This window comes from Listeria goaensis, assembly GCF_900186125.1.
GTDB lineage: Bacteria > Bacillota > Bacilli > Lactobacillales > Listeriaceae > Listeria > Listeria goaensis.
The window spans coordinates 1-20,299 of record NZ_FYBQ01000004.1 but is presented as its reverse complement, the minus strand read 5'-3'; the positions used below and the strand labels follow the sequence as shown (position 1 = coordinate 20,299).

Genomic DNA, 20,299 nt, shown 5'->3' with positions numbered 1-20,299 from the left:
ATGAATCAAGAAATAAAGGGAACTAAAAATACTCAATTTAAGATTATACAATATAATAATAAGCAATATATTATCGATATGGCTTCCAAAAAAGGCTGGTTAGCTTCGGTGTTTACTTGGTCTAGGAAAAAAAATGCATACTTACTAATAGCAGAAGATAAAAGCAAGGCTATTCTCGAAAAGCGACCTGTAGATTCAAGCTTAGTTACAGGAATAGTTCTGAGTGTGGTTGCTATAGGCGGTTTTTCTTCTCGGAAATACGTGAATGCTTTGGATACCAACTTATCTAGTTTGTTTTCAATCATTCTTCTGACAGTGAGTGCTTTGTTGATTTTTTTGAGTTATTTTTTTGTAATTAAGAGAAATCAACAAATTCTCAAACAGCTAGTTGGAAGTGAAACGATAAATATTCAGATTAAATCATCCTCTTTTGATGCATTTCTATTCTATATGAAAAATATTTTAATCTTTTTGATTCTTACGTTCTTTGTTGTTTTTGGATGCATCATGTTTATTTTATATCATTCTCTAATATTTTATTTTATTTTTATTTTTTTCTTATTGGTTTGTTTATATACTGGAATTGGTACTATGAGATTGCCTAAAGTATATAGTATTGTAGTTACTGAGAGTAAATGAGAAACAGCAGTAAAAAGGCTTAATTTACGTTTAAATCAGGTATAAAGGCAACTAAAAAATGCTATGCTAAGTGATATATCCTTCGCTAGCATTAAATATATCTGTAATTTCTAAGCTGATAAGATAGTATTGCTCTTTAAAAGAATACATGTGCAATCATAGAGAGGAAGGAGGAAAATATGCTAGAACTTGGGACAATTATTTATTTAAAACAAGGTAATAAAAAGTTAATGGTCATTGGTCGTAATCAAGCAATTAAAAAAGACAAGGAAGAGATCTTTTTTGATTATGTGGCATGTGCTTATCCAGAAGGGATTCATCCAGAAGAAACTTTCTTTTTTAATGAAGAAAATATAGACCGAGTTGTATTTAAGGGATACGTTGATGAAGAGGAGCATAGATATCAAGAACTTGTTACTAATTGGAAGAAAGAACATGGGGTTCATTACTATCATATAGTAAATGAAGGTGAAGAAAGAGTTTAATGCCTGTGGAAAGTAAATAAGCATAAGTCCAGTAAAATCCATTTAAAAATGTGATTATTACTAGATTTATGCTTTTTCCTTAAAAATTAGTCTTATTGAAGGACGATTCTTCATATCTTTTCGATGCCTCACACTGAATGATACCCATTCACCAATGTCAAGCAAGCTGACGCTTCTATTCTACGGATTTCTAAAATCACCTCGAAAAGCGCTTCTTGTGAGCACATTAATGTTTTCTTTTCGTAATGAATCATTAAGAACTCGGTCATTGCTGTAAAAAAAGTTTCTAAATTTATATAAGCGTCATGAAATGGTGTTTGCATATCACGGCGGTCTTCAACAATTTCATTAAGGTAAGGAATACTCTCGTTTTTCCCAAAACAGTGCAGTGTTTTTTTAAAAAGAAGGATAGCTTCGCGGCGCTCGGCATCTAAAAAACCTATCGCGTGTCTGCGAATCGCATATTCTTCTGAGCGAACATAATAGGTGCTCAACCAGTAATTAACGAGTTCTTCGGTTCGGGTGTCTAAGAATTTTACCACGGTAATCAAAAATATCACTTCCTCTGTTCCAGCATTATCTTCATTTTAGCATGATGAAAATAGAAATGCTGTGACAGATTGGTGAATCTTTACAAACTTCCCATCAAAAAGGCGATTAAAAAGCCAATTATTATACCAGTGATGGCGCCGAAGAAAACTTCCATCGGTTTATGCCCCAAAAGTTCCTTTAAATGTTTTTGTTTTTCAGCTTGTTCAGAAGCCGTTAAACCTTTCGCATGTTCCACAAATTCTTGGAAATCACTCACAAGTTTATTTAAAACCGCAGCTTGTTCCCCTGCTTGGCGTCTAACGCCGGTCGCGTCAAACATGACGATGATGCCAAATACTACAGCAATCGCGAAAAATGGCGAACCTAAGCCATGTTCAATCGCAAGCGTGGTCATGAGAGCAGTCACAGCAGCAGAGTGGGAGCTAGGCATGCCACCAGTTGAAAACATTAGTCCCCATTCAAACCTTCCTGAAATCATCAAACGAATCGGAACTTTAACAAATTGAGCAAACAAAATGGCAACAATCGAGGCTACCAAAGGTACATTTTCAAAAATGGTCATAGCAATCTCCCCAGTCTTTCTTCTTTGTTCTTATTTTACCACAATCAAAATAATGAAAACCCAATTTTTGCCAAATTCCCGAAAAGCTTTATAATAAAAGAAAAAGGACGGTGAAAATATGGATTTTGGAGAAAATATCGGAATTGAAGTTGTGTCCGCTGAAAAAGGTTACGTTAAACTAAAATTGCCAGTTACGGATAAAGTGAAACAACCCTTTGGCTTTCTGCACGGTGGCGTTTCGGTGGCGCTCGCAGAACACGCAGCAAGCATTGGCGCCTCGCTATCAGTCGCAGAAGACGAAATCGCCTTCGGGCTAGACATCAACGCCAGTCATCTGAGGAGCGTTCAGAGTGGCGACATCTACGCTATAGCAGAACCTATACATATCGGTCGCACCACCCAAGTTTGGCAAGTTCAAATTGAAAGCGAAGACCAAATCATTTGCGTGAGCCGCGTAACAATTGCCGTCAAGAAAAAACGAATTGAGTAAACAAAAACCCGAAATCCTCACGTGGAATCGGGTTTTTTAATTTAATCGTCTTGTTTCTTTTCAGTATGGCTATCTTCTTGTTCGATGATTTGATTTTCCGAATCATCCGCCTCTTCCTCGATGGTCTGCTCGTCATGCTCGCGCTCTAAGTCCTCATTGCGTTCGCGGGCATCAATTTGTTCCTCGCGAAGCTCGTAGTCTAGGCGGTCCTCGAGTTCCTCTTTCTCCTGACGTGCTTTTTCAATTTGCTCCTGACGAATAATTAAATTTTTCCTTGCTTTAATTTCATCTTTCTTGACCGAACGCAATTGGTCGCGAATCCGAATTGCAAGCGGCACGCCTGTGTCATAGGCAGCACGGTTGATAAGATGGGAAGCGACAGGCGTCGTTAAATAAATAAAGAAAACGGCGAGCAAAACGCGGGCATTGAAACCTTCGCCGGAATGGAAAAAGAACCCAACAGTTGCGAATAAGAGAATGCTAACACCGAATGTATTACTAATACCAGCCGCATGTGTGCGCGTATAGACGTCTGGCAGGCGAATGACACCAATAGCGGCTAAAATACTTAATAAACCGCCGAGGAGAACCATAATAGAAATAATGATTTCAATTATCACGTTCACGATCAATCACCTTGCCTTTCTCAATAAATTTGGAGAAGGAAACCGTTCCGATAAACGCAAGAAGCGCAATTAAAAGAATGACGTCTAAATAGGCATTTGTGTCATAAAACATTGATAGAAGTGCGACAGTGGCGACTAAATTCATGCCGATAGAATCGAGTGCCACGACTTTATCTGACGTAGTAGGACCTTTTAAAATACGGTACAAGTACAGGAAAGTGGAAATGGAATAAAGTAAAAGTGCGATGGATAGGGCAATCTTTAAAATCATCCGTGAAACACCTCCATAATGGCACCCTCATATGATTTTCGAATGGTGGCAATTTCTTCTTCGATATTTGGAACATGTAACGAATGAACATAAATCGATTTATAATCGTCAGAAATATCAATGGAGAGCGTTCCAGGCGTGAGCGTAATCATAAGCGCAAGCATGGTTACTTCCCAGTCAGTTTCTAACAAAGTATCATATCTAAAAATCCCTGGACGAATGTTCATATCCTTTTTTAAAATAATGCGGCTCACATGAATGGTCGATGCAATTAAATCGCGCAAAAAATTGTATAGCAACTTAATGAGCGCAAAAAGACGGAACAAGTAAAACGTTGAGCCAAGAAAACGACGCATGAAGAACAGTAGCACAATCCCTATCACAAAGCCGATAATAAATGTACCGAACGTGAAGGATGACTCAAGGAACATCCAAAAGCAAGCTAAAATAACGTTAATAATCAATTGAAACGCCATGTGTCATCACTCCTTTATCACAGCATTAATATAAATATTCGGATCGATAATTGGATCAACTGCATCGCTTATAAACGGATAAAGCGCGTTTGAAAAGACGCCGTATAAAACGGAACAAGCGAGTAAAATAACGACCGGAAACATCATTTTTTTATAGGGAATAGCGAGATTGAATTTGCCGCTTTTCTCACCCCAAAATCCGCGAGTGAACACTTTGATGAGTGACATTAAAACGAATAAGCTCGATAGCAGGATGACGATACCCCCGAAAATTTCGCCAGTACTAAAGGCGCCTTCTACCATCAATAGTTTTCCAAAAAATCCGCTCAGTGGTGGAATCCCGGCAATCGCTAAAATCGCGATGAAAAACGACCAGCCAAGTGTCGGCTTTACGGTCATTAAACCGCTGAATTTTTTCACCGTAGACGTGCCAGTAATCGCCATAATAACCCCGATTATGAGGAAAAGCGCCGATTTAATGATCATATCGTGAATCAGGTAGTAAACGGCACCGGTCATGGATTCGCGAGTCATGATGGAAACACTGAACAAAATCGCGCCAATCGCAATTAAAATGTTATAGATAACGATAGTTTTCATATCGTAATAACTAATAACCCCAATTACGCCTAGAATAATAGTTAAGAGCGCCAAAACCCCGAGGAGTGGCATCGCGAATGTGGTTTCTTTTGCGAAAAATAAGCTATACGTCCGAATAATTGCATAAACGCCAACTTTTGTTAAAAGTGCGCCAAAGAGGGCGAGGACTGGCATTGGTGGCGCGAAATAGGAGCCCGGTAGCCAGAAGTAAAGCGGAAAGAGTCCAGCTTTCAACCCAAAAACGAACAGAAACATAACGGCGGAAACGCTTATCATGCCTGTATTTGCACCGTTAAGGGCATTGATTTTTTGAGAAATATCCGCCATGTTTAGCGTACCAATCATTGAATATAAAATGCCGATTGAAACGACGAAAAAAGCAGAGCCGACCACATTGATGAGCAAGTATTTAATGGTCGCTTTCAGTTGGATTTGCGTGCCCCCAATGACGAGCAGGACGTAAGACGCCATGAGCATCACTTCAAAAAACACGAATAAGTTGAAAATATCACCTGTTAAAAAGGAGCCATTTACACCGACGATGAGAAACAGAACTGACGGGTAGTAAAGGAACTTTTCGCGGGCTTTGCCAATAGTGTAAAACGAATAAATGATAACGCAAGTTAACACTAAACTTGTTGTTACGACTAGAAGAGCGGCCAACATATCGGCTACGATTGTAATCCCAAAGGGCGCACGCCAATTGCCAATATTGAGCGTTGTGATACCGTTATTTTTTACATAAAAGAGTAAGAAAAGGTCTGAAGCAACAAGTAGTAAACTCATAATCAGAGCAATCGTGCGCTGAACGATGACTTTTTTTGGCACTAACATTAAAATAATAGCGCCGACTAGCGGGATAAAGATGGGCAGTAAAATAATATTATTCATCATCGGCTTCATGTCCTCTCGTTTTGGATACGCTCTCGCTGTCTAATTCTTGATAAGCTCGGTAAGCTAAAACTAGGAAAAAAGCGGTGACACCAAAGCTAATAACAATGGCGGTTAAAATGAGCGCTTGTGGCAGTGGATCATTATAAGAGGCGGTGACTTTCAAGCCTAAAATGGGCACATCACCACGTTTAATTCCGCCCATCGTTAAAACGAGCAAATTGACGCCGTGACTTAAAATCGCCGTTCCAATAATAATCCGCAATAAACTTTTTGATAAAATTAAATAGACAGCAGCGGCAAACATTAAGCCGATGAGGATAGACATTAATAATTCCATTTAGTCACTCTCCCCAATCGTTTGAATAATCGTCAGCGTTACGCCGACAACGACAAGATAGACGCCTAAGTCAAATAGTGTCGCAGTATGAAGGGACGTATCGCCTAGAACGGGCAAGTCGACATGCCCATATAAATGCGTCAAAAACGGCTTTCCGCTGAAAACACCCAGCAGCCCAGTACCTACGACGAAAATAAGACCAATAGCTGTAATGATTATCGTATTCATATTGAGCATGCTTTTCACCGTTTTAATATCGTAAGCAAGGAGGGTAAGCGTGATGGCGCCAGCGCTCGTAAGTCCAGCAACAAAGCCGCCGCCGGGATTATAGTGCCCCGCGAAAAAGAGGTGCAGTGAAAATAAAAAGATGATGAATGCCACCACTTTTGTAACATTGCGGAGCAGTACGTCATTGGTTTTCATTTTTATCCCTCCGTTTCGTAAGTCGTAGTTTAATCATTTGGAAAATCCCAATAGATGCAATAGCAAGAACAGTCGTTTCGAACAATGTATCAAAACCACGGAAGTCAACAAGAATCACGTTTACAATGTTCTTTCCGGCAGCTTCTTTATATGTGTTATCGATATAGTACTGCGAAATAGAATCATAAAACGTTGTATCGTAGGCAGATAATGCGACGAGTGTAATCGTGATGCCGACCCCAATACTTAAAAACGTTTTAACCGAAAAGAATCGCGGCTTTTCTTCAATATTACTAAACTGTGGCAAATGATAGAAGACGAGTAAATAGAGTACAACAGAAATCGTTTCAATCACGAGCTGCGTTAGCGCAAGGTCTGGAGCACGAGCGATTACAAAGAAAATACTAATCGTGTAGCCCATCGCACCAAGCAAGATGATGGACGTAATGCGCGATTTCGAGAAGACCGTACCTACTAAGGTCACAAGAATTACCGCGGCTAAAACATAGTCCACAAGTGTGATAGCCGTTAAGTTATCAAAGTTAAAATTTAGTGAGCCTGTCAGAATGAGTGACCCAAGGACAAGAACAATAAAAGCAAATAACATGTAGTTCAAATAGGTGCGTAGCCACCCTGTCATGATGGTCATCGTCATGCGGTAGGAACCTTGTTCAAGGTAAGACATGCCTCTATCATAGCTTTTGCCAATTCGGAGCATTTTAGGTACTCGTGTTGTAATAAATGGCTTCCAGTAACGATGCGTCTTATAAACTAGTGTTCCAACAATGATGATGCCTATAGTCATAAGTAAGGCCGGTGTAATGCCGTGCCAAAGGCCGATGTGAATGTGGAAATCATCATTTGTCGCAAGCGATGGCACAATGGATTTCACAGCTGGTTCTAAAATTGGTGCGGCAATCAAATTGGGAAATAGCCCAATCAAAAGTACAAGTGATGCTAAAATCGATGGAGGTAGCAATAAGCCAAAAGGTGCCTCATGTGGTTTCTTTGGCAATAAGTACGGCTTTTGTTTGCCAGTGAAAGTCTTAAAGAAAATAATCATGCTATACGTAAACGTAAACACGCTAGCGATCCACGCGCTAATTAGAATAAATATTCCCCAAGTATCCGCATTCCAAAGATTAAGGTGCGTGAGGTTAACAAGGCTCTCTAAAAACATTTCTTTACTCAAAAAGCCGTTAAAAGGTGGTAATCCGGCCATCGCGAATGTTCCGATGAACGCGATTGTTGCGGTGATAGGCATGATGCGCATAAGTCCGCCGAGGCGTCTGATGTCACGTGTGCCGGTTTCGTGGTCGATAATCCCCGTCATCATAAACAGGCTTCCTTTGAATGTTGCATGGTTGAAAAGGTGGAAGACGGCAGCGACAACGGCAAGAACGTAAATATCATCGCTTAAATTATCAAAATGTAAGCTGGCGGCCCCGACTCCGAGCAGTGTCATGATTAAACCAAGTTGACTGATGGTGGAGTAAGCTAAAATGGCTTTCAAGTCATTTTTCTTCGTCGCATTAATCGAGCCCCAAAGGAGTGTAATGCTGCCGACAATGGTGACCGTCCAAAACCAAACTGATGAAACGGCAAAAAGCGGTGTAAAGCGTGCTACGATGTAAATACCTGCTTTAACCATTGTAGCGGAGTGAAGATAAGCGCTGACAGGTGTGGGAGCTTCCATCGCGTCAGGAAGCCAAATATGAAAAGGTACTTGAGCGGATTTTGTGAACGCGCCAAGTAAAATTAAAATCATTGCGGGAATGAAAAGGGCGTTTTGTGAGATAGCTTCACTAGCTGCGAGGATTTCCCGAATGGAAAAGCTATCCGTCATGATGTGCAGCATTAGGAATCCGCCGAGCATCATTAAACCGCCAAAAACAGTAATCATCATTGATTTTCTAGCGCCATAACGAGAACGCTCGCGGTGATACCAGTAGCCGATGAGAAGGAAAGAACTAATGGACGTCAATTCCCAAAATAGATAAAGAACGATGAGGTTATCACTAAGTACAACGCCAAGCATCGCTGTCATAAAAATCATCAGAAAGGCGTAAAAATTGTTTAAGCGTTCCTTGTTTTTTCCTAAATAATAAATAGAGTAGAACACAACAAGCGAACCGATTCCCGTAATTAAAAGGGCGAACAATAAGCTAAGACCGTCTACAACGACAGTGAAGTTAATTCCGTATTCAGGAATCCAAGCAAAGGTTTCTGTTGTAGCTCCCTGCATTGTTTCCGGAATAAAAGTTAAAAAGTAAATGAAGAGCACGATTGGAACCGGTAGAACAAGCCAACCAGTATGAATTTTTTTCGTCCACTTATAAATAAGCGGGATAATAAGTGCCACGATAAATGGCAGAATGATTGCAAGATGCAACAATGACAAAGTCGGTTCCTCCTTTTTAATAATCTATTTCAAACGTAACGTTTTTATTTTTTAAGCAAGTACTTACATTTTTTGAAAAAAAGCAAATACAATTTATTATAGCATACTTTTTTGGTGGAAAAAAAGGTGGAAAACTTGTTCTCTTAACAAGTTTTCCACCTTTCAGACTGATGACAAACGGCAATCTTCGGAGTTTTTGCCTGCGTTCCGCTCCGCTTCGCCTAACTTCTCACATGGTCGGGCAAACTACGCCCTTCCTGTTTTCAGTCATCACGTACTCGAGTACGCTCCGGTGCAGTACTCGGCAATGCGTGAGAATCTCACTATTTGTCATCAGTCTGATTGCGCGTAGTCCGTTTTGTTTGGCTTAAGTTTAGAGTTTTTTTACCTTTCATACAGATGACAAACGGCAATCTTCGGAGTTTTTGCCTGCGTTCCGCTCCGCTTCGCCTAACTTCTCACATGGTCGGGCAAACTACGCCCTTCCTGTTTTCAGTCATCACGTACTCGAGTACGCTCCGGTGCAGTACTCGGCAATGCGTGAGATTCTCACTATTTGTCATCAGTCTGATTGTGTGTAGTCCGTTTTGAATGGCGCAAATTCATTTTTCTAATCAATCCACGTTCAGATGGCGTTTTCTATCCGCGTGAAGTGCGTAGAGTAAAATGAAGAAGGCGACGAAAAACATGCCGCTCATGAATAAAAAGACGTTGTTGATGCCAACGAAGCCCGCGAGCGTTCCACCAAGAATTGGCCCAATGACATTTCCTAAAAAACGCGCGCTTTGGTTATAACCAAGCATTTCGCCTTGCATCGCACCAGGAGCAGCGAGTCGAATATACGCCGTGATACAAGGAACCATACCACCAATCGCAATGCCGAATAAAAAGCGAAAAATAATGAACGTCCATAAATGCGAGACGAACGCCTGCGGAATCACTGTGAGCGCCGCAAGTATTAGTAAAATATTTAAGATTTTCTCATAGCCATACTTATCGCCAAGACGCCCCCAACTACGCGTCATAACAAGATTACCAAACCCAGTAGCCGAGAAGGCAAGCCCAGACATGAAAGCGACGTTAGACGAATGCGTCATCTCCCCCACATAAAGCGCAAGGAGCGGTTGAACACTGAAGTTCGCAATTTGGATAAGCGCTGTAATGACCATCACTGTAAAGAGCACTCTTAGGGTGATAATTTTCTTCAAGACGGCTCTCCGCGAATAAATTGGCCGACCTGTTTTTTGTGTTTCGCTTCGCACTTCCTTTAAACCAAAGGCAACGAGAAATGAAGCAATTAAAATCGCGATTCCCGTTACAGTAAAGGTGTTTTTAAAACCAAATAAATCCGCCATAGCACCCCCAATTAGCGGACCGAATAGCATTCCTGTAACCCCGCCGAGTTGGAGCGTACCAAGGATTTTGCCGGCCTCATGCTTATCCGTTTGGCGCGCGATAAACGCGTTTGAAATCCCGATAAACCCAGTGACTATCCCCATGAAGATTCGCAAAATAAATAAGTATGTCACGGAATGAGCAAAGCCCATTAGAAAAATACTAATCGCCATACCAAATGAAGTAAAGATGAGAATTTTTTTATAGCCAAATCGGTCGCCAATCCGTCCCCAAATCGGTGAAAATATAAAGGCGACTAGAAAGGTGACGCCGAATATGTAGCCAGCCCATTTTTGTACGTAAGCCGGATCATGGTCACCGAAAGTTTCAATATAAAGAGATAAGAAGGGCATAATCATCGTTGTGCTAGCAGACATAAGTAAATTCGCCAGCATGCAAATGTATAAATTGCGTTTTTTTACTGACATATTTTGACATCTCCGTTCGTTTTAGTTTCAAAACGCGCAGTTTTTTATTAGAATAAAGAAGTACTGAATAAATCAGAGCGGCAAGAGTCGCTCTTCTAACAAAAGGAGCGCCTCATGGTTAAAAAAATTATCATATGGACACTCGCAACAATTTTAGTGCTTTATATGGTTGCGGTTTTCGTAAATCTTTTAATAATCTGGTTTGGAAGGTAAATTATGACAAAGGAGCTAATCATATATGACATACCCACAATTATCAAAAGAAATCGCTGAGAACGAAATCTTAGCTGAAATGGTTACAAATCGCGGCACAATTAAGCTGAAGCTTTTCAAAGAGGTGGCACCAAAAACCGTTGAGAACTTTGTGACACACGCAAAAAATGGCTACTACGATGGCTTGATTTTCCACCGTGTTATCCCTGAATTTATGATTCAAGGCGGCGACCCTGACGGAATCGGAACAGGCGGTGAAAGCATCTGGGGTGAGGCATTCGAAGATGAGTTTTCAAAAAACGCATTTAACTTGCGTGGTGCTTTATCAATGGCCAATGCAGGTCCGAACACAAACGGAAGCCAATTCTTCATTGTACAAAAACCGGATATGCCAGTAGAAATGATTGGACAAATGGAAGAAGCTGGTTTCCCTACAGAAATTATTGAAGCTTACAAAGAAGGTGGGACACCATGGTTAGATGGACGCCACACTGTTTTCGGTCATGTCATCGAAGGAATGGACGTTGTAGATAATATCGCAAGCGTTCAAACAGGCGCACAAGATAAACCAGTCCATGATGTTGTCATCGAAAAAATTAATATTGTTGAATAACAGAAAAAGCGAGTGACAAATTGTCCTCGCTTTTTATTATACCTCTACTTCTTGAAAAAATTCATTATAAAGGGCTTGAACGGCTGTACGTTCATCTTCTTTTTTGACGCCGAACATGATGCTAACCTCGGAAGAGCCTTGGTTAATCATTTCAATATTGACGTTTGCATGAGAGAGGGCGCGGCTAGCTCGGAATGTTGTCCCAATGTTTTGACGCATTGCTTCGCCTACAATCATGATGAGGGAGAGGTTGTGCTGGATGGAAACTAGGTCGGCATTTAGTTTGTGCGTGAGTTCGTGGATTAGTTTTTTTTCTAACGCCGCATCGAGTTGATTTTCCCGCAAGATAATCGTTAAATCATCGATTCCAGACGGCATATGTTCATAGTTTAGTCCCGCTTGTTCTAAAATCTCGAGGACTTGTCTACCGAAACCGATTTCGCGGTTCATCAAATATTTGCTAATGTAAATGCTGCAAAATCCGTCATCGCTGGCAATCCCTACAACAGGACCATTCGAAGTATCTCTTTCATGAATCACACGCGTCCCAGTGCTTTCGGGGTTGTTCGTGTTTTTTATGTGGACTGGAATACCCGCCCGAAACGCTGGAATGAGCGCTTCGTCATGGAACACAGAAAAGCCGGCATAAGAAAGTTCACGCATCTCGCGGTACGTAAGTTCAGCCACTTGCTGGGGTTTTTTAACAATAGCAGGGTTTACAACAAAAACGGCATCAACATCGGTGAAGTTTTCATAAAGTTCCGCTTGAATCCCGTTTGCGACAATCGCGCCCGTAATATCTGAACCGCTACGTGAGAATGTTGTAATCTCACCAGACTTCGTATAGCCAAAGAAACCAGGAAAAACAACAAGTCCCGGGTAATCGCGAAGCGCGAAAAGATTATCATAAGACTCAGGCAAAACACGCGCATGAGCATGGTCTTCGGTCACGAAAAGCCCCGCGTCCTTAGGGTTAACATAAGTTGCAGGAAGACCTTTGTGGTTGAAAAACGCGGCAACTAATTTTGCGTTATTGTCCTCGCCGCTCGCTTTCATTTTATCCATAAATTGGTCGGGATTGGATTTATCAGATTGCAAAATGGTCGTTAAATTGTCGCTGATTTCCGATATGACGGCCTCGCTCATACCAGTGTCCAACACAATATCGTGATAGCGTGCGACGATTTGATTGAAAATATCCGTCGTGTCTTCCGAAAGCAAGGCCTTTGCCGCGCAATCAATGAGAAGGTCAGTTACTTTCGTGTCATCTGAAAAACGCTTTCCAGGCGCAGAAACGACAATGATTTTGCGCATAGCATCACTTTTCATTACATCTAATACTTTATTCAGTTGAAGTCCGGAAGCTAGAGAGCTTCCACCAAATTTAACGACTTTCATGTATACAGCTCCTGTCTAGTTTAATTTAAGCGAAATTTTACGTATTTTCTGTCTATTATCACTCTTTTGGGGGAAAAGTGCAATCTATTTTTAGTTTATTTTAAAAATGCGTGTGTATTTAGTGAGATAAAGTTGTTGATAACGTTTACTTGTTTAAAATACTACACGTATTGTATAATGAAGGTGTTACAACAATAGCCGTTTAATTGGAAAGGAAGAATAGAAATGAATAATATCGTTTTAATCTGTGCGGCAGGGATGTCCACAAGCTTACTCGTTACAAAAATGGAAAAAGCAGCCGCTGCAAAAGGCGATGAAGCAAAAATTGCTGCTTACTCAATAGCTGAAATTAATGAAGTTATTAAAGATGCTGATGTCGTGTTGCTTGGTCCGCAAGTGCGTTACCAAGAAAAAACAGTTAAAGATGCAGCCGCAGGACGCATTCCAGTTGATGTTATTGATATGATGGCATACGGGAAAATGGACGGCGAAACAGTTTACGCTCAAGCGCTTAAATTGATTGAAGAAAATAAATAAAAAAGTGTAGGAACATCGTTCCTACACTTTTTTATTGTTAACGTTCTTTCGTCAAACGCCCGTCTTCCATGCGGTAAACATGGTCGCATAAGTCAAGCATGCGCTCATCATGCGTCACCATAATCGCCGCGCGCTCCGTGCCCTCTACTTCGCTACGGAGCAACTGTACAACCTCTCGACTCCGCTCAGTATCTAAGCTTGCCGTCGGTTCGTCCGCCAAAATGATGGACGGCGAATTAATTAAGGCCCGCGCAATCGCAACCCGTTGCTTTTCACCACCAGATAAATCTTTTGGATAAAAAGTTGTCCGAGTTTCGAGACCAAGGTGGTTCAAAAGGGAGACACTCTTTTCGGTCACCGCATCTTTATTTTGCTTCGCTTGTTGCCCGATAAAACGGACTTGGTCCACCACGCGAAGGTAAGGGACTAAGTGCGCCGCTTGAAAAATAAAACCAATTTCCGTCAGACGAATTTGCGTCTGTTCTTTTTTCGTTAGCTGACTAATTTCCTGCCCGTTTAAAATGATTTTGCCATCTGTAGGCGTAAGTAGCGCCCCCGCCAGTGACAAGAAAGTACTCTTACCAGATCCACTCGGTCCAACAATCGCAATGAGCTCACCGCTGTTTGCTTCAAAATGGGTCTCACGCAAAGCATGAATCGTAGTGGGACCAGATTTATAGTTTTTCGTTACACCTTCAAATTGTAAAATTGGACGCATCATTCATCACCTCCGCGAATTGCATCAAGCGCATCAACCTTATTAATTTTCCACATCGAAAGCAGTGAACCAATCAGCGCTACAACGAAGAAAATCACGCTATATAAGCTAATTGTGAAGCTCGACAAGCGGAACGGCATCGCCTCAGGCAACACGTTCGGCAACAAGAGCGTAACCCCAACACTGATTAAAATGCTTATGAGGGAAATCACGATAACTTGTGTGATCACGCTCACCGCGATATAGCCGGACTTGGTGCCTAGCGCTTTTAAAATCCCAAATTGTGTCGTCTTTTGAAGCGTCATCACATAGAAGAACGCCGTTAAAATAAAGCCGCCAATCACAATTAAGAAATAAATCATCATATTTAGCGTCATTTGTTCCGCCGAATAGCCCGGAATCTGGTCTAAAAATTCAGCTTGCGTTAAAACAGACAAGTCTTTGTTCGCTAAATTGACAGTATCGCCTTTAGGCTGGATTGCAATCGCGCTAACTTGCGGTGTTTTTTGGTGGTATAAAACTGGATTAATGGATTGCCAAGTCGGCATGTTGATGTAAACAACGGGCGCGTGACTATATTTTTTATTCTCCGTAAAACCAACAACCGTTAGCTCTTTGTTAAGTTGGTCGTCCATCAAAATATCGCCAAGTTTAATCCCATCTTTTTTCAAAGAAGAATCTACTACGATTTCATCGGGTTTCGTCACTTCAAGCCCTTTACCAGATGAAATTTTTGGATCGAGGAAAGTGCCAGGTTGAATGGCGAAAAAAGCGATACTGAACTTCTTATCATCACTTTCGCGTTTCAATGTTTGCATCGATTGCCCAAGCACCGCTGCTTCCTTCACACTTTTATCCTCTTGAACACTTGCCAACTCGCTTTCATCAAAAAGTGAGCGTGACACTTTACCTTGCGCATCTTTCGCAATCGCATAAAACGGAACCCCGTTATCCGCAACTGCAGAAGCGTTATCGTATGCCAGACCATTTGCAAGGCCTGATAAAATCAGTGAGAGCAACATAATCAAAACCATGATGCCTGTCACAAGTATGTATCGCAATTTTGAATAGAGCATTTCACGTAGCCCTAAAAACATAACTTCTCCAACTCCTTTTACAAAAATAAAGAAAAAACGATTTTCCTCGTTCCTCCTAAAAACCATACTACAATTTTAGTATAACAAGGTTCCATGTGGTTTACCAAAAACCTGATTTAAAGACGACGATATTTACCACTTGTCATCGTGCTAAACGGGCGAGATGCCTTTTATGTAGCCTTTTCTACAAACTAAAACCAGACTATTTCAGTCTGGTTTTAGTTTACTATTTTTGAATCCCCGCAATTAGTGCAGCCACGCCTTTTTTGAGTGTTTCACGCGGACAAGCAATATTCAGGCGGATAAATTTATCGGCCACCGCGCCAAAACCTGACCCCATTTGAACGCCGCAACCCGCATCGATAATATCTTGATACAGCGTCGCTTCATCTTTTTTGAGCGCCCGTGCATCAAGCCACATCAGATAAGTCGCTTCAAGCTCCGTCACGCCGATTTCAGGACAATGCGTATTCAATTCCGCTTTGACATATTGGAAGTTTTCGTAAATATAATCGCGCAGCTCATCTAGCCATTCCGCACCTTCATTATAAGCCGCTTCAAGCGCGATTTGACCAAATTCATTAATGCCTGGCGCATGCACATATTGCTGTAACTCACGGAATTTCGCCCGGTAATCTGGATTATCAATAATCAAGTAGGACACTTTCAAAGCCGCCAAATTAAACGTTTTCGTCGGTGCCATCAGCGTAATAATTTGCTCCTTGTAATACGGTGCCACCTTAACAAGCGGCGTATGTACATGGTTTTTCATCACTAAATCCGCATGAATCTCGTCTGACACAATCGGCACATTATAACGTGCACAAAGCTCAACCAATTGCGTAAGTTCTTCTTTTTTCCAGGAAATTCCGCCCGGATTTTGCGGATTGCAAAGTAAAAATAGCTGAATATCATTTTGGGCAAGCTTCTGTTCCATGTCGGCAAAATCAATTTCAAACCGCGTGCCCGTGTGTTTTAACGGTGAAAGCACGACTTCGCGTTTCGTTTCATCGCCAGTCACCTTAAAAAACGGCGGATAAATTGGCGAATGCATCAAGACTTTCTCTGAAGGTTTCGTTAGCGCCCGAATCGCGAGTGAAATCGAAGGGACAACAGCGGCGTTATATAAAATCGCATCCGAATCCACATCAAATCCGTGCCGCGTTTTATTCCAATTCAAAATGGCTTTCGTCATGCCATCTTCACATTTCGTATAGCCGAAAACACCGTGGTCAACTCGTTTTCGGAAGGCATCTAAAACAGGCTTCGGCGCCCGGAAATCCATATCAGCAACCCACATGGGGATAATATCTTTCCTTCCAAATAAGGCTTCCGCCCCGTCCCATTTTTCAGAATTTGTATCTAGGCGCGGAATTACTTCATCAAATTGACTCATATTTAGTTCCTCCTTCGACAAGCATTTCTTTTTTTATAATGCCATTGTAACACAATTTTAGAAAGCTGCATCAGCTTTAATCAAAGTAATGAATAATTGTGGTAATCTTAAGCAAGTGGTATAATTGTACATTATCGGTATTTTGGAAAGTGGGTGTGTTTGTAGATGAGTACATTTAAAGTAGGCGACGTTGTAACAGGGAAAGTCGCAGGTATTCAAGGATACGGAGCGTTCGTGGCGCTTGATGATAAAACGCAAGGGCTTGTGCATATTTCAGAGGTGACGCACGGTTTTGTTAAAGATATCCATGATTTTTTAGAAATCGGACAAGAAGTGAAAGTTAAAATTCTTGATATGGATGAAGAAAATAATAAAATTAGTCTTTCGATTCGTGCGACCGAGGAAGTAAAACCAGAGAGAAATTCCTCGCCTAAAAAAGAAACAAAAGGTGCAGACGAAGGTTTTAACACACTCCGAGATAAACTGCAAGAATGGGTTGAAAAAGCAGATAAGTAAGCATGTTTGGAAACTTCTTTCGACAAGGAGCTTCCGAAGCTTTATTTCAAAAAGTCAGATAATTCACGTTTTAGTCAGTATTTCATCAATTGACAATTAGTCAAACTAAATTTAGGGTAATAGCCATTTCAGTTTTTAATTAGTTCAGGTAGTTTAATCATTTTCAAACGAAAAGGGAGGATACCATGAAAAGAACGATTAACGTTGAAGGATTTATCTACAATGAGAAAAAAGATGAGATTTTAGCAGTGCGTAAACGGGATCTTTCTTGGGGGTTCCCGGGGGGCGTAGTCGAGAAAGACCAGACAATGGAAGAAGCGCTCGTTCTTAAAGTGAAACAACAAACGAATGTGACGATTTCCGTCGACAGTCTCCTTTTTTGTAAAGAGCGCAGGACAGAGTGGGAACACGTTTGCACAATTGTGTTCCGTGCAACTGCAATGGGGGATTTTAATTGGCCAGAAAACGATGAAAGCGTCTTTCGTGTGAAATGGTTGTCGATTCCTACAGCAGACAGCCTTCTCGAGTTAGAAAAGACGCCGCTCAATAAACTGATTTTTGACAAAGGTGTGCTCTATGATCATCATAATGAATTTCCTGTCAGCTAGCGACAATCCTTGCTAAAGTTCGCCTTTTGAGATAAAGTTAAAACAGAAATCTTTATAATTTTTGGAGGGAAAATAATGACACACATTAGTTTTGATTATTCCAAAGCATTGCGTTTTTTTGAAGAACGCGAATTAGCGTACATGGAACCTGCAGTAAAAGCAGCACATGATATGTTACATAACGGTACTGGTGCGGGAAGTGACTATCTTGGCTGGGTTGATTTGCCAAGTAACTACGATAAAGAAGAATTCGCACGCATTTTAAAATCAGCAGAAAAAATTAAAAATGATTCCGAAGTTTTAATCGTCATCGGTATCGGCGGCTCTTACTTAGGGGCACGCGCCGCGATTGAAACACTAAATCATTCCTTCTATAATGTGCTGGATAAAGCAGAGCGTAAAACGCCACAAGTTTTCTTCGCAGGAAACAGCATTAGCTCCACTTATTTACACGATTTAATCGAAGTTGTTGGCGATCGTGATTTCTCTGTAAACGTGATTTCAAAATCAGGTACAACAACAGAGCCTGCCATCGCATTCCGCGTATTTAAAGAACTCTTAGAGAAAAAATACGGCAAAGAAGAAGCGAAATCACGTATTTATGCCACAACAGATAAAGCAAAAGGCGCGCTTAAAACATTATCTGATAACGAAGGCTATGAAACTTTCGTAGTTCCAGATGATGTTGGCGGTCGTTTCTCTGTACTAACTGCAGTAGGACTTCTACCAATCGCAGTGAGCGGTGTAGACATTAAAAAAATGATGGAAGGCGCAGAAGCTGCATCTAAAGACTTCTCAAAACCTTCTTTAAAAGAAAATATCGCGTATCAATATGCGGCAGCACGTAACGTGCTGTACAGAAAAGGCAAGGTAACAGAGCTTTTAATCAGCTACGAACCAGGTTTGCAGTACTTCAATGAATGGTGGAAACAATTGTTTGGCGAAAGCGAAGGGAAAGACCAAAAAGGTATCTACCCGTCCAGCGCGAGCTTCTCAACTGATTTACATTCACTAGGTCAGTACATTCAAGACGGTCGTCGCAATCTTTTCGAGACGGTAGTCAAAGTGAAAACTCCGCGTCATAATTTAACCATTAATAAAGAAGAAGTTGATCTTGACGGTTTAAACTATTTAGCAGGCGAAACGGTTGATTTCGTGAATACAAAAGCATTTGAAGGAACACTTCTTGCGCATACTGACGGCGAAGTACCGAATTTTGTAGTCGAAGTGCCAGCGCTTGACCCATACACATTCGGCTACCTTGTTTACTTCTTTGAAAAAGCAGTAGGCATTAGCGGTTACTTAAACGGCGTGAATCCATTTGACCAACCAGGTGTGGAAGCTTACAAAGCAAACATGTTCGCGCTCCTAGGTAAACCAGGTTTTGAAGAGAAAAAAGCGGAACTTGAAAAACGCTTAAACGACTAAAATGTTCGAGGAGTCCTTGCGTTTCGTAAGGGCTCTTTTCTTTTGTAGGAAAGGAGAAAAAATAATGCTCTCTATTGAACGAAAGCGCGCGATTGTCCAATATGTACGCTCAAGAAAGATTGCAACGGTAAGCGAACTTGCGAAACACTTTGAAGTTCACGAAGCCACCATCCGCCGCGATTTAACAGCACTAGAAAAAGACAAAAAACTAAAGCGAACCCACGGTGGCGTTATGATAGAAGAAAAGGTCGTTTCAGAACCCGATTGGAAGAAACGAAGCGAAGTCCGCTACGAAGAAAAAAAGAAAATTGCGACCTATGCCGCGGAAATGGTCGAAGAAGGCGACACGATTCTACTTGATGCTGGTACTACAACGGGTCATATCGCAGAAGCGCTAAAAGAACGTTCAGGCCTCACCGTCATCACAAATGATATCAATGTAGCTTCCATTTTGCGTTTCTCAAAATCAAAAATTATTGTAACAGGTGGAGTCGTCTATCCAGAAACCTACATCTTAAACGGCATGATTACAAGTGGCACCCTGCGCAATTTGCACGTCCACAAAGCATTCGTGACAACTCCGGCTTTAGATAGCGACAAAGGTTTAATGCACTACGACGAATATCTCGTCCCCGCTAAACAAGAAATGATCCACTCCGCCGACGAAGTCATTCTCGTGACCGACCATACAAAATTCGGCCGACTGTCACTATATAAATATGCAGAACTCGATGACCTCTCGTATATTATTACAGGAAGCGAAATTGATCCCGTTCTAAAGCTACAGTTTGAAGAAAAAGGAGTTCAAATATACATTACCTAAACGTGCTAAAATAATCATTTATACAGTCAAAAACAAATTGTTTTTCAGGATATTAAAAAAAAATGAGAAAAACTATTGACGAATGCATAAAAAGTTGGTATATTTATAAACGTTGCTGATGCGTTAAGCGCGCACAGGACAAAAGAAAGAATGACCTTTGAAAACTGAACAAAACGAAGATGAAAAAGCGATGAAACAGATGTTTCACCAATCAATTCATAGGACAGGAAACAAAAAGATGTTTCCAAAAAAGTAAGAAACAAGCTAGCAAAGTCAATTTGTGACGCTAAGGAAACTTATTCACGGTGTTGAATAAGTATTCAAATTCGATTTATTTTAAAGAGAGTTTGATCCTGGCTCAGGACGAACGCTG

The 20,299-nt window shown here is 41.1% G+C and carries 23 protein-coding genes; 9 read left to right on the top strand and 14 right to left on the bottom strand.

Translation table 11 applies throughout. The features are described 5' to 3' along the window. Together CFT42_RS06355 and CFT42_RS06350 are read left to right on the top strand one after the other, a co-directional pair. Positions 1-639, top strand: a complete 639-nt coding sequence (locus CFT42_RS06355; RefSeq protein ID WP_088815740.1) for a DUF443 family protein — start codon at positions 1-3, stop codon at positions 637-639. 179 nt (positions 640-818) lie between these two features. After that, positions 819-1,124, top strand: coding sequence for a DUF4176 domain-containing protein (locus tag CFT42_RS06350; RefSeq protein WP_088815739.1), 306 nt, complete (start codon positions 819-821; stop codon positions 1,122-1,124). 128 nt (positions 1,125-1,252) lie between these two features. On the opposite strand, the gene CFT42_RS06345 is transcribed toward CFT42_RS06350, so the two are convergent. Then, positions 1,253-1,666, bottom strand: coding sequence for a hypothetical protein (locus CFT42_RS06345; RefSeq protein WP_244169939.1), 414 nt, complete (start codon positions 1,664-1,666; stop codon positions 1,253-1,255). Positions 1,667-1,755: 89 nt separating this feature from the next. After that, a complete protein-coding gene (locus tag CFT42_RS06340) occupies positions 1,756-2,238 on the bottom strand; it encodes a divergent PAP2 family protein (protein WP_088809817.1) in 483 nt (160 codons plus the stop codon). Positions 2,239-2,356: 118 nt separating this feature from the next. On the opposite strand from CFT42_RS06340, the gene menI reads away from it, so the two are divergent. Next, positions 2,357-2,728, top strand: a complete 372-nt coding sequence (menI, locus tag CFT42_RS06335; protein WP_088809818.1) for a 1,4-dihydroxy-2-naphthoyl-CoA hydrolase MenI — start codon at positions 2,357-2,359, stop codon at positions 2,726-2,728. 41 nt (positions 2,729-2,769) lie between these two features. On the opposite strand, the gene mnhG is transcribed toward menI, so the two are convergent. The 8 genes from mnhG to CFT42_RS06295 form a co-directional block, all read right to left on the bottom strand. Next, positions 2,770-3,354: a monovalent cation/H(+) antiporter subunit G gene (gene mnhG, locus CFT42_RS06330; RefSeq protein WP_088809819.1), complete on the bottom strand. Its 585-nt coding sequence runs from the start codon at positions 3,352-3,354 to the stop codon at positions 2,770-2,772. Then, a complete protein-coding gene (locus CFT42_RS06325) occupies positions 3,338-3,625 on the bottom strand; it encodes a Na(+)/H(+) antiporter subunit F1 (protein WP_088815737.1) in 288 nt (95 codons plus the stop codon). The genes mnhG and CFT42_RS06325 overlap by 17 nt, the downstream gene beginning before the upstream one ends. Continuing rightward, the gene (locus tag CFT42_RS06320) at positions 3,622-4,101 is read right to left on the bottom strand and encodes a Na+/H+ antiporter subunit E (protein ID WP_088809821.1); all 480 of its coding nucleotides are present in this window, start codon (positions 4,099-4,101) and stop codon (positions 3,622-3,624) included. The genes CFT42_RS06325 and CFT42_RS06320 overlap by 4 nt, the downstream gene beginning before the upstream one ends. A 6-nt stretch (positions 4,102-4,107) precedes the next feature. Continuing rightward, positions 4,108-5,592, bottom strand: a complete 1,485-nt coding sequence (locus CFT42_RS06315; protein ID WP_088809847.1) for a Na+/H+ antiporter subunit D — start codon at positions 5,590-5,592, stop codon at positions 4,108-4,110. Beyond that, a complete protein-coding gene (locus CFT42_RS06310) occupies positions 5,585-5,932 on the bottom strand; it encodes a Na(+)/H(+) antiporter subunit C (RefSeq protein WP_088809822.1) in 348 nt (115 codons plus the stop codon). Before CFT42_RS06310 ends, CFT42_RS06315 begins: the two co-directional genes overlap by 8 nt. After that, the gene (locus CFT42_RS06305; RefSeq protein ID WP_088809823.1) at positions 5,933-6,355 is read right to left on the bottom strand and encodes a Na(+)/H(+) antiporter subunit B; all 423 of its coding nucleotides are present in this window, start codon (positions 6,353-6,355) and stop codon (positions 5,933-5,935) included. Next, complete coding sequence (locus CFT42_RS06300; protein ID WP_088809824.1) at positions 6,342-8,756, bottom strand: Na+/H+ antiporter subunit A; 2,415 nt, start codon at positions 8,754-8,756, stop codon at positions 6,342-6,344. The genes CFT42_RS06305 and CFT42_RS06300 overlap by 14 nt, the downstream gene beginning before the upstream one ends. Positions 8,757-9,370: 614 nt before the next feature. Further along, positions 9,371-10,579 (bottom strand): lmo2377 family MFS transporter, encoded by a 1,209-nt coding sequence (locus CFT42_RS06295; RefSeq protein ID WP_088815735.1) that lies wholly within the window; start codon positions 10,577-10,579, stop codon positions 9,371-9,373. A 238-nt stretch (positions 10,580-10,817) separates the two neighbouring features. Here CFT42_RS06295 and CFT42_RS06290 point away from each other — a divergent pair, with 238 nt between their 5' ends. Beyond that, on the top strand, positions 10,818-11,405 hold the full coding sequence (locus CFT42_RS06290; protein ID WP_088809826.1) for a peptidylprolyl isomerase: 588 nt from the start codon (positions 10,818-10,820) through the stop codon (positions 11,403-11,405). 36 nt (positions 11,406-11,441) lie between these two features. Here CFT42_RS06290 and CFT42_RS06285 read toward each other — a convergent pair whose 3' ends face one another. Then, entirely contained in the window at positions 11,442-12,803 is a 1,362-nt protein-coding gene (locus CFT42_RS06285) for an aspartate kinase (protein ID WP_088815733.1), read from the bottom strand. Positions 12,804-13,028: 225 nt separating this feature from the next. Between CFT42_RS06285 and CFT42_RS06280 the strand changes: the two genes are divergently transcribed. Next, entirely contained in the window at positions 13,029-13,340 is a 312-nt protein-coding gene (locus CFT42_RS06280; RefSeq protein ID WP_088809828.1) for a PTS sugar transporter subunit IIB, read from the top strand. A gap of 37 nt (positions 13,341-13,377) precedes the next feature. On the opposite strand, the gene CFT42_RS06275 is transcribed toward CFT42_RS06280, so the two are convergent. From CFT42_RS06275 to CFT42_RS06265, 3 genes are all read right to left on the bottom strand, one after another. Then, complete coding sequence (locus tag CFT42_RS06275) at positions 13,378-14,058, bottom strand: ABC transporter ATP-binding protein (protein ID WP_088809848.1); 681 nt, start codon at positions 14,056-14,058, stop codon at positions 13,378-13,380. Beyond that, a complete protein-coding gene (locus CFT42_RS06270; protein ID WP_088809829.1) occupies positions 14,058-15,155 on the bottom strand; it encodes an ABC transporter permease in 1,098 nt (365 codons plus the stop codon). Before CFT42_RS06270 ends, CFT42_RS06275 begins: the two co-directional genes overlap by 1 nt. A gap of 226 nt (positions 15,156-15,381) precedes the next feature. After that, the gene (locus CFT42_RS06265; protein WP_088809830.1) at positions 15,382-16,551 is read right to left on the bottom strand and encodes a MalY/PatB family protein; all 1,170 of its coding nucleotides are present in this window, start codon (positions 16,549-16,551) and stop codon (positions 15,382-15,384) included. A gap of 165 nt (positions 16,552-16,716) precedes the next feature. On the opposite strand from CFT42_RS06265, the gene yugI reads away from it, so the two are divergent. The 4 genes from yugI (at position 16,717) to CFT42_RS06245 (ending at position 19,926) form a co-directional block, all read left to right on the top strand. Further along, positions 16,717-17,067: a S1 domain-containing post-transcriptional regulator GSP13 gene (yugI, locus tag CFT42_RS06260; RefSeq protein WP_088809831.1), complete on the top strand. Its 351-nt coding sequence runs from the start codon at positions 16,717-16,719 to the stop codon at positions 17,065-17,067. Positions 17,068-17,252: 185 nt separating this feature from the next. Then, positions 17,253-17,675: an NUDIX hydrolase gene (locus CFT42_RS06255; RefSeq protein ID WP_088809832.1), complete on the top strand. Its 423-nt coding sequence runs from the start codon at positions 17,253-17,255 to the stop codon at positions 17,673-17,675. 75 nt (positions 17,676-17,750) lie between these two features. After that, positions 17,751-19,103 carry a glucose-6-phosphate isomerase gene (locus CFT42_RS06250; protein ID WP_088809833.1) on the top strand — a complete coding sequence of 451 codons (1,353 nt, stop codon included), beginning with the start codon at positions 17,751-17,753 and terminating at the stop codon, positions 19,101-19,103. A 64-nt stretch (positions 19,104-19,167) separates the two neighbouring features. Further along, entirely contained in the window at positions 19,168-19,926 is a 759-nt protein-coding gene (locus CFT42_RS06245) for a DeoR/GlpR family DNA-binding transcription regulator (protein WP_088809834.1), read from the top strand. Positions 19,927-20,299: the final 373 nt, after the last annotated feature.